This is a genomic window from Streptomyces sp. SID3343, assembly GCF_009865215.1.
Classification (GTDB): Bacteria; Actinomycetota; Actinomycetes; order Streptomycetales; family Streptomycetaceae; genus Embleya.
This window is the reverse complement of sequence record NZ_WWJX01000882.1, coordinates 1-2,448: the sequence shown is the minus strand read 5'-3', so window position 1 is coordinate 2,448 and position 2,448 is coordinate 1. Positions and strand designations below refer to the sequence as shown.

At 74.0% G+C, this 2,448-nt stretch carries 2 protein-coding genes; both read right to left on the bottom strand.

Annotated features, from left to right (window positions below):
* Positions 1–1,145: hypothetical protein (locus tag GT354_RS27505; protein WP_202512364.1), on the bottom strand; the 1,145-nt coding region annotated here is incomplete at its 3' end.
* 109 nt (positions 1,146–1,254) lie between these two features.
* On the bottom strand, positions 1,255–2,448 hold a 1,194-nt coding region (locus GT354_RS27500; RefSeq protein WP_161359074.1), incomplete at its 5' end, for a hypothetical protein.

Genomic DNA, 2,448 nt, shown 5'->3' with positions numbered 1-2,448 from the left:
AGCAGCCTGGCCACGTCCTCCTGGCCCGGTTCCGGCGCGCGCGTGCCGTCGGCGAGGGCCAGGGCCGTACCGATGTCCTCGATGCCACCGAGCGCCCCGCGCACCGACGTGCCGAGCGTACCGACGGTGCCGCCGCCGACGTCGGTGCCCGGGCCGGGGGCGCACGTGCGGGCCTCGGCCCGGCAGAACAGGGCGAGTTCGCACGCGGACAGGCAGTCGGGGACGTAGGCGGCGGGCACACCGGCGATCGCGGAGCCGACGCCCTCGGCGTCGAAGGTGAGGCCGTCGGGGAGTTGCGCGAGCAGGTCGCCGACGCCCGACAGCCGCTCCAGGCGGCGCCGGGTCGTGGCGAGTTCGCGGCGCACGTCCAGGACGGCGGCGATCGGCCGGTTGGAGAAGTCCTGCGCGCACACCAGCACGATGTCGGTGGCCACGACGTCCTCGTCCAGGCCGAGTTCGCGGGCGAGCCGGCGCAGCGCCAGGACGTAGACGGCGGCTTGGCGGGCGGCGGAGGCGAGTTTGCCGGGGTCGGCCGAGCCGTCGATGATCGCGAAGGACTTTATCTCCACGACGTAGAGCCGGCCGGCCACGCGGCACGCCATCGCGTCGGGCTCCAGGTAGGCCCGCTGCCCGGCGACGTCGAGCGGAAGCAGCGGGTGGTCGAGGATCGCGCACGCGTCGGGTTCGCCGCGCGCGGCCCGGGCGAGCGCCTCTCGGGTGCGGGCCACCCGCTCCTCCCGACCGGCGCGCGCGGGACGGGCGTTCGGCTCTCCGCTCGACGCCTCGGGCGTCTCGTCGGCCGCTCCCCCGTCGACGTCCACGAGGGGTCCGTCGTCGATGTCGGCGCCCAGCGTCTCGGCGAGCAACCGGCGCAACTCGCGCCCGCCGTCGGCCTTGACCCGCTTCTCGAACGCGTTGCCGCGCACGATCGCGAACGGCGACTGGCCGTAGCGCGCGGGGAAGCCGAGCCGATCGGCGAGGACGGTCTTCTCGATGCCGGCCGCGTCCAGGACGCCGCGCCGCGCGCAGCCCGGGTTGGCGGCCAGGGCCGCCACCGTCCGGGCGTTGTGGTTGCGCGTGGGCAGGTCCCCGCGCAACTGCTCCAGTGTGGTGGCGATGGCGCCGGTCGTACCCGTCGTGCGCATGTCTGGTGTACGGCTTTCCTCGATGAACCGTCCGGTCCCGGATCAGTGTGGACCATGTCACCGACACGAAAGCGGAATCGGCCGAAAACCGGTGGGCCGACCGGTCGCGCTACCCGGGTTCCTCGCCCACGCCGGGCAGCGCCACGAAGCCGGTGTCGTCGGTGGGGGCGAGTTCGGTGAAGGACTCCATGGCCTCGTCGAGCCGGCGGACCGCGTTGGAGTTGCGAAACGGCTCCAGTTCCTCGCGCGCCTTCTTCACCCGCTTCCAGGCCATCGAGTACCAGTGCACGCGCAGCATGTCGATCGACTGGAACAGGCGCCCGCAGGCCTCGTCGACGTCACCGGCCTGGCGGGACGCCTCGGCGAGGTCGGCGTACATCACCGCGCGCTGCTTGTCGCCGTTGGCGGGCAGGTTCTGCAACGCGTCGGTGAGCGACTCCTGCGCCTGGGCCATCCGCCGCGCGGTGAGTTCGGCCTTGCCGCGAAAGCCCCACAGCCGCGAGGCGTCGAAGAAGTCGAGCCAGGGCGGCGTGGGGGTGTTGTCGGGATGGCACATCAGGTCCTCGGCGCGATCGAGCAGATGCAGACCGCGCTCGGGGGTGCCGCGCAGCGCCTCGAACTCGGACTGCACGGCGTCGAACCACGCGTGCATCACCATCGGCGCGCCGCGGGTGGCCGTGCGGCGCGCGTGGTCGAGGATGTCCGCCGCGGCGACGGGCGCCGCGTCGAACGCGGGGATGAACGCGGTGTGCGCGACGATCGCGGCGGCGAGCAGGTTGTCGCCGGCCTCGTTGGCCGCGCGTAACGCGACGAGGTAGTGGTCCTTGGCGTCGCGCGGGCGGCTGAGGTCGAAGAAGGCCATCCGGCCGGCGAGCATCGCGGTTTCGGCGAGCGACGCGCTCAGGATCCGCCGGGCCCGGGCCGGCCCCGGGGCGGTGAGCAGTTGCGTGCCCAGGCGCACGTGGGTCAGGACCGAGGGGTAGGCCATCGCGGCGGGCGCGACCCAGTACATCTGCCGATACGTGCGGGTGAGCATCGCGTACTGGTCGGCGCCGACCACGGTGAGCTGCCCGGTGCGCGAGTGCATCGGCACGGCGAGCGGTCCCGGATCGGGCGGCTCCTTGAGCAGTTGCCGCAGCACGGCCGGCGTGGCGATCTCCAGCGCCGCGGGCGCCGGCTCGCCGCCCCGGCCGCCGACCGTCCGCAACGGAGGCCGCACCGGCAGATCGCGGCCCGGCAGGTCGCCTTCGAGGCGGCGGCCGTCGACCACGGTCGGCCCCGATTCGAGCGGCGACGGCTTCGC